The sequence below is a fragment of the Stenotrophomonas sp. S49 genome (assembly GCF_016624905.1).
Classification (GTDB): Bacteria; Pseudomonadota; Gammaproteobacteria; order Xanthomonadales; family Xanthomonadaceae; genus Stenotrophomonas.
Window position 1 is genome coordinate 1 of record NZ_JACVUD010000143.1, and the last position, 6339, is coordinate 6339.

The 6339-nt window shown below is 70.0% G+C and carries 5 protein-coding genes; 3 read left to right on the forward strand and 2 right to left on the reverse strand.

All coding sequences use genetic code 11. The features are described from left to right. Nucleotides 1-184: 184 nt before the first annotated feature. A complete protein-coding gene (gene xseA, locus IAE58_RS19355) occupies nucleotides 185-1516 on the reverse strand; it encodes an exodeoxyribonuclease VII large subunit (RefSeq protein ID WP_199934733.1) in 1332 nt (443 codons plus the stop codon). A 44-nt stretch (nucleotides 1517-1560) separates the two neighbouring features. Beyond that, a complete protein-coding gene (gene queG, locus IAE58_RS19360; protein ID WP_199934732.1) occupies nucleotides 1561-2631 on the reverse strand; it encodes a tRNA epoxyqueuosine(34) reductase QueG in 1071 nt (356 codons plus the stop codon). Between the two features lie 23 nt (nucleotides 2632-2654). On the opposite strand from queG, the gene IAE58_RS19365 reads away from it, so the two are divergent. The 3 genes from IAE58_RS19365 (at nucleotide 2655) to IAE58_RS19375 (ending at nucleotide 6254) form a co-directional block, all read left to right on the forward strand. Beyond that, on the forward strand, nucleotides 2655-4139 hold the full coding sequence (locus IAE58_RS19365; RefSeq protein ID WP_199934731.1) for an NAD(P)H-hydrate dehydratase: 1485 nt from the start codon (nucleotides 2655-2657) through the stop codon (nucleotides 4137-4139). Continuing rightward, the gene (gene tsaE, locus IAE58_RS19370) at nucleotides 4136-4618 is read left to right on the forward strand and encodes a tRNA (adenosine(37)-N6)-threonylcarbamoyltransferase complex ATPase subunit type 1 TsaE (RefSeq protein WP_199934730.1); all 483 of its coding nucleotides are present in this window, start codon (nucleotides 4136-4138) and stop codon (nucleotides 4616-4618) included. The genes IAE58_RS19365 and tsaE overlap by 4 nt, the downstream gene beginning before the upstream one ends. Nucleotides 4619-4700: 82 nt before the next feature. Beyond that, nucleotides 4701-6254, forward strand: a complete 1554-nt coding sequence (locus IAE58_RS19375; RefSeq protein ID WP_199934729.1) for an N-acetylmuramoyl-L-alanine amidase — start codon at nucleotides 4701-4703, stop codon at nucleotides 6252-6254. Nucleotides 6255-6339: the final 85 nt, after the last annotated feature.

Below are 6339 nucleotides of genomic sequence, written 5' to 3' on the forward strand. Positions count from 1 at the left end.
CTGTCCAACTTCAGGGGGTCACTTCATGGACGGGTTTACGGCGTGTCCTGCACACCCACACCGCCCCGCCATCCCGCGCAATGCACGCTGTTGCTGTTGCTGTTGCTGTTGCTGTTGCCGTTGCTTCAGTCGAGCATGGCTCGACTCTACAGGGGGGCAGGGCGCAGCCCTGCCGAACAACCCCTCACTTGACCTGTACGTCGATCACGCCGTCACCCACGCGGGCCTGCAGGGCATCGCCCGGCTGCACCTGGTCGATGTGCCGCACCAGTGCGCCATCGTCGGCACGGGTCAGGATGCTGTAGCCGCGCGCCACGGTGGCCAGCGGACTGACCGCCTCCAGTGATCGCGCCAGCCCGCGCAGGCGCAGGGCATCGCGTTCCAGCAGCCGCTGCAATGCGGCCTGTGGACGCCCGCGCAACACGATCAGGCGCCGCTGCATCTCGTCCAGCTGGCGTTGCGGGTGGTGCGCACGCAGCACGGTCGCGGCATGGCGCAGGCGCGCCGCACGACGCTCCTGCTGTTGATTGAACGCGGCATGCAGGCGTCGGCCCAGATCCGCCTGGCGGCGGCGCAGCAGGTCCAGTCGCGCCTGCGGGCTCTGCGCGTTCAGACGCAGCAGCGCACGGTCGGCGCGCTGCATCGCCTGCTGCATCGTATGCCGCTGCAGCTGCACCATGCGCGCCGCGCTGCGGCGCAGGCGCAGGGCCAGTTCGCGCTGGTCCGGTACCAGCAGTTCGGCGGCCACCGACGGTGTGGGTGCGCGCAGGTCGGCAGCGAAATCGCTGAGGCTGAAGTCGGTCTCGTGGCCCACGGCCGAGACCACTGGCGTGCCGCTGGCAGCGATCGCGCGGGCCAGCGCCTCGTCGTTGAAGGCCCACAGGTCTTCCAGTGAACCACCACCACGGGTGAGCAGGATCACATCGTAGCGGCCGCTGGCATCGGCGGCCTGCAGCAACCGGGTGATCTGCGCGGCGGCGCTGCTGCCCTGTACCAGGGTCGGCAGCAGGTCCACTTCCAGCAGCGGGAAGCGCCGCGCCAGCACACTCAGCACGTCGCGCACGGCGGCACCGGTGGGCGATGTGATCACCGCCAGGCGTTGCACGTGCGCAGGCATGGGCCGCTTGCGCGCGGGGTCGAACAGCCCCTCGGCCTGCAGCCGTGCCTTCAGTTCCTCGAACGCGCGGCGCAGGGCGCCTTCGCCGGCCTCTTCCATATGGTCGAGCACCATCTGGTACTCACCGCGCGCGTCGTACAGCGTCACCTTGCCTCGCACCAGCACGCGCATGCCCTCGCGTGGCACGAACTTCAGGTACTGCGCCTTCATCCGGAACATGGCGGCACGCAGCTGCGCGCGTGCATCCTTCAGGGTGAAGTACAGGTGCCCGGAAGCGGGGCGGGCCACGCTGCCCAGTTCTGCTTCCACCCAGATGGCCGGGAAACTGCCTTCCAGCAGGTCGCGGGCCAGCGTGTTGAGCTGGCTGGGGGTGAGGATGTCGTTGTTGCGAGATTGCATGGATGCGGCGCGTGGCGGGTGGAACGGGGGCTCAGGATCGCACGTCAGGCTGCGCCGTGCTGGGCCAGCGCCCACTGCACGTGTTCGCGCACCACGGGCGAGGGATCGTTGGCGCGGGTATGCAGTGCGGCCAGTGCCTCGGCCGATGCCGGCGCATTGCCCAGCGCCACGGCAATATTGCGCAGCCAGCGTTCATGGCCGCTGCGGCGGATCGGGCTGCCCTCGGTGCGGCGCAGGAACTCCGCTTCGTCCCAGGCGAAAAGCTGGTCCAGGCGCGCGGTATCCAGGTTGTTGCGCGCGCGGAAATCGGCTTCGTCGGTGCGCTTGGCGAACTTGTTCCAGGGGCAGACCAGCTGGCAGTCATCGCAACCATAGATGCGGTTGCCGATCAGCGGCCGCATGTCTTCGGGAATGGCGCCGTCGTGCTCGATGGTCAGATAGGAAATGCAGCGGCGTGCATCCAGTCGATGCGGCGCGGTGATGGCCTGGGTGGGGCACACATCGATGCAGCGCGTGCAGGTGCCGCAGTGGGCCGTGGCCGCTGCATCGATCGGCAGCGGAATGTCGATGTAGATCTCGCCGATGAAGAACCACGAGCCGCCATGGCGATCGATCAGGCAGGTGTGCTTGCCGATCCAGCCCAGCCCGGCGTTGCGTGCCAGCGCACGTTCCAGCACCGGTGCGGAATCGACGAAGACGCGGTAGCCCAGCGGGGCGACTTCGTCGTTGATCTGCGTGGCCAGCTTCTGCAGCCGGTTGCGCATCAGCTTGTGGTAATCGCGGCCCAGCGCGTAGCGCGCCACGTAGGCGCGGCCGGGGTCGGCCAGGGTCGCCCAGGCTTCGGTGTCGTCCTTGTGGCTGTAATCCATGCCCACCGAAATCACCCGCACGGTGCCGGGCAGCAGTTCAGCGGGGCGGGCGCGCAGCGTGCCGTGGCGGGCCATCCAGTCCATGGTGCCGTACAGGCCCTGGCCCAGCCAATCGGCCAGGTGCGCTTCATCCTCGCCCAGCTCGATGCCGGCAATGCCGCAGCGCTGGAAGCCGTGCGCGCGCGCCAGATCGCGGATGCGCTGCACGGCCAGGGCCGGATCGAAGGGGGCAGGGGCAGGGGACATGCGCACCAGTATAAAATCTCCGCATGGCCAACCTTGCCGATCTGTTCGATTCCGCTGCCGCGCGTGCGCTCGATGCGCAGGCGTCGGCGCTCGCCGGCGATGGCGGCTGGGAGCTGATGGCCCAGGCCGGGCTGGCCGCGTGGCAGCGTCTGTTGCGGCACTGGCCGCAGGCGCTGCACGTGGGCGTGGTGGTGGGCAGTGGCAACAATGGCGGCGATGGCCTGGTGCTGGCCCGCCACGCGCAGCTGGCCGGGCGCCGGGTGAGCGTGCTGACCCAGCCGGGCAGACCGCCGGGCACCCCGCTGGCACGCCGCGCCGCGTCGGATTTCAAGTCCGTCGGGGGCGCGCTGACTGAGTTCGACGGTACGCTGCCCGACGCCGATGTCTGGGTGGATGCCCTGTTCGGCCTGGGCTTTGACCGTGCGCCGGAAGGCGTGGCCAAAGCACTGATCGACGCGTTGAACGCGCAGGGCTCACCGGTGCTGGCACTGGATGTGCCCAGCGGCGTGGACGCCGACCGTGGCAGCGTGCCCGGTGTCGCGGTACATGCCACGCTGACGCTGCAGTTCATCGTGCCGCACCGCGGCCTGTATACCGGCAGCGCACTGGAGCATGTGGGCGAACATGCCTTGGCTGCGCTGCAACTGCCCAAAGCGGCGTGGCAGGGCGTGGAAGCGGCCGCTGAATGCTGGACGGGTGATCGCCTGGCGGCGCTGCTGCCGCCGCGGCGGGCCAACACGCACAAGGGGGAATCGGGCCACGTCCTGTGCGTGGGCGGTAACCATGGCAGTGGCGGCGCCATCGCCCTGGCGGCCGAAGCCGCCCTGCGCGCGGGTGCGGGCTTGTTGAGCATCGGCACCCGTCGCGATCACGTCGGCCCGTTGCTGGCCCGTCTGCCCGAAGCCATGGCCCATGCGCTGGAAGACGGTGACGCGCTGCCGGCGCTGCTGGGCCGGGCCGGCGTGGTGGCGATCGGTCCGGGCCTGGGCCAGGACGACTGGGCGCGCGCGCTATTTACGCGGGTTATGGCCTGCGGCAAGCCGCTGGTGATCGACGCTGACGCCCTGAACCTGCTGGCCCAGGACCCGCACAGCATTGCCGATGCCATCCTGACCCCGCACCCCGGCGAGGCAGCCCGCCTGCTGGAAACCACTACCGCCGCCATCCAGGCCGACCGTGCCGGCAGTGCGCAGGTACTGGCGCAGCGCTATCACGCGGTGGTGGTGCTGAAGGGCGCCGGCAGCATTGTTGCTGCGCCGGGGCAGGCGCCGCGCCTGATCGCCGCGGGCAACCCCGGCATGGCCGTGGGTGGCATGGGTGACCTGCTGACCGGCATCATTGCCAGCCTGCGCGCGCAGGGCCTGTCCGCCTTCGACGCGGCGGCCGCTGGCGCGCTCCTGCACGCCCTGGCCGGCGATGCCGCTGCGGCCGATGGTGCGCGCGGCCTGCTTCCTACTGATCTGCTGGCGCCCCTGCGGCGGCTGGCCAACCCGGAACACCCCCGATGACTGAATTCTTCCTTGCCGATCCCGAGGCCACCGACCTGCTGGGCCAGTGGCTGGCCGCGACCCGTCCGCCGCAGGCGGTGGTTGAACTGCGTGGCGACCTGGGCGCTGGCAAATCCACTACCGCCCGTGCGCTGCTGCGTGCGCTGGGCGTGCAGGGGGCCATCCGCAGCCCGACCTACACCCTGGTCGAGCGCTATCCGTTGGCCAGCGGCGGCGAGGCCTGGCACCTGGACCTGTACCGCATCGGCCAGGCCGGCGAGCTGGATTTCCTCGGCCTGGACGAAGGCAGCGCGGTGTTGTGGCTGGTGGAATGGCCCGAACGTGGCGCCGGTGCGCTGCCGCCCACCGACCTGGTGGTGGCGCTGGACATCGAAGGCCATGGCCGGCGCGTCCGTCTCACTGGCACCAGCGACGCAGGCCGGGAATGGCTGGATCGGCTTCCCGATGGGGGCGACTTGCAGGCCATTTCTGTCGCCTGACGAGAACAAACATCGGCAGGTTACGGATTATTAAGGAAAAAGGTGTTGCATTCCGTTCAGCGCGGTGATTGAATCCTGAGCCATGCGCCTGGGGAACCGTCTCATCGCCATCTGTGCCGCCGTCGGACTGGGTCTGACGAGCGCGGCTGCGTGGGCGGGCGAGGTTCGCCAGGTGGTGCTGAACACCGGTTCGACTGGCACCCGCGCCGAGATCGCCTTGGTTGGCAGTGGCGGCTACAAGACCCTGTCGCTGTCTTCGCCCAACCGGCTGGTGGTCGATTTCCCCGACTCCAGCGCGGTGCGCAACCTGAAGATGCCGGCGGCGCAGGGCGTGGTTACGGCTGTGCGTACCGGCCAGCCGGTGCCTGGCACGTTCCGCGTGGTCTTCGACCTGGCCGAATCGGTGGCGCCGTTCCGCCCGCAGATGCAGCGCGAAGGCAATGAATCCAAGCTGGTGATCGAGTGGCCCGGTGACGGCGCTGCACCGGTTGCCAGTGCGCCGGCCGCGCAGCCCCCCGTTGCCAGCCCGGCGCCCGCGCCCACGCCGGCGGCGCAGACCGCGCAGACCCGCGGCGATGCGGCCCGCGCCACCGCGCTGCTGACCGCGCAGGTGCAGCAGCAGGCCAGCGCCAGCGCGGCGGCTCCGGTGGCACCGGCGCCCGCACCCACCACCACGCCGGCACAGGTAGCTGCAGCGGGCACTGTGGCCGCCAGTACACCGCCTGCCGGTTCCCCGGCCGCCATTCTGGCCGGGCAGCCGACCCGCGCCATGGTCAGCACGCCGGCCGCACCGGCGCCGACGCCCGCAGCCCCCACCGAGGCGCCGCGCCCGGCCATGCCCAGCGATGCCTCGCGTATCCGCATGCAGCCCGGCATGCGTCATCTGGTGGTAGCGATCGACCCGGGGCATGGCGGCCAGGACCCGGGCGCGATCGGCCCGACCGGTAAGCGCGAAAAAGACGTGACCCTGGCGGTTGCGCGTGAACTGGCGCGCCAGGTCAACGCAACGCCGGGCCTGAAGGCCTTCCTGACCCGCGACAGCGACGTCTTCATTCCGCTGCCGATGCGTGCGCAGAAGGCGCGTGCGAACAAGGCCGACATCTTCATCTCGATCCACGCCGACGCCGCGGAAAACCGCTCGGCCACCGGTTCGTCGGTGTACGTGCTGTCCACCAAGGGCGCGTCCTCGCAGCGTGCGCGTTGGCTGGCAGACAAGGAAAACGCGGCCGACCTGGTCGGCGGCGTGCGCCTGCAGCAGACCGAAGGCACCCTGGCCAACGTGCTGCTGGACCTGGCCCAGAGTGGCTACATGAAGGCATCCGAAGACGCGGCCGGGCACGTGCTGGGCGGGTTGAAGCGGATCGGCAACAACCACAAGCCGAACATCGAGCGGGCCAACTTCGCGGTGCTGCGCACCTCGGACATGCCGGCCATGCTGGTGGAAACGGCGTTCATCTCCAACCCGGACGAAGAGCGCCGCCTGATCGACCCGGCGTACCAGCGCAAGGTTGCCGGCGCCGTGCTGGATGGCGTGCACACCTTCTTCAGCCGCCAGCCGCCGCCGGGCACGCTGTACGCCGCCCGTGCCCAGGCCGAGATCGACGCCGCCGCCACCATGGCCGGCGGCAGCAAGTAGCCCCCTGCAGGTAGAGTCGACCGTTGGTCGACTACGCGCGCAGCGCGGGGCTTTGGGTGCCCGGCGAGGAGCAGTCGACTGACAG

What these genes read in the sequence shown, in the direction of transcription:
- tsaE (WP_199934730.1), top strand. Translation starts at nt 4,136, where the DNA reads ATGACTGAATTCTTCCTTGCCGATCCCGAGGCCACCGACCTGCTGGGC.
- xseA (WP_199934733.1), bottom strand. Translation starts at nt 1,516, where the DNA reads ATGCAATCTCGCAACAACGACATCCTCACCCCCAGCCAGCTCAACACG.
- queG (WP_199934732.1), bottom strand. Translation starts at nt 2,631, where the DNA reads ATGTCCCCTGCCCCTGCCCCCTTCGATCCGGCCCTGGCCGTGCAGCGC.
- IAE58_RS19365 (WP_199934731.1), top strand. Translation starts at nt 2,655, where the DNA reads ATGGCCAACCTTGCCGATCTGTTCGATTCCGCTGCCGCGCGTGCGCTC.
- IAE58_RS19375 (WP_199934729.1), top strand. Translation starts at nt 4,701, where the DNA reads ATGCGCCTGGGGAACCGTCTCATCGCCATCTGTGCCGCCGTCGGACTG.